Here is a 285-nt window from a genome sequence, read left to right as displayed (position 1 = left end):
CCGGTATGGTCCTAATAAAGCAGCGTTTTACAGTTATGGCGCATATCAGGATATTATTGATGACATATTAAAGACAGTAATTGAAAATGGGAATGGTATCGAGTTAAACACCGCAGGCTACAGAAAGGGAATCGGACAGCCAAATCCGTCGAAAGATGGTATTCTGGCCGGTAAAATATACTTCCATGTCATTAATTTTGTTAATTACGATATTTCCTCCGCCAACAGAAGCACCCTGAACAGAGAGCGTATTACCGCCCGTTCCGGTAAGTGTGACCAGGGCTG

At 43.2% G+C, this 285-nt stretch carries 1 pseudogene; it reads left to right on the top strand.

What is annotated here, in order from left to right:
• Nucleotides 1–285, top strand: a pseudogene (locus V7D18_RS23670) (hypothetical protein); the annotation flags it as partial.

This window comes from Lacrimispora sp. 38-1, assembly GCF_049890855.1.
Lineage (GTDB): Bacteria > Bacillota > Clostridia > Lachnospirales > Lachnospiraceae > Lacrimispora.
The sequence above is the reverse complement of the archived record's forward strand: the minus strand, read 5'-3'. Positions and strand labels throughout refer to the sequence as shown.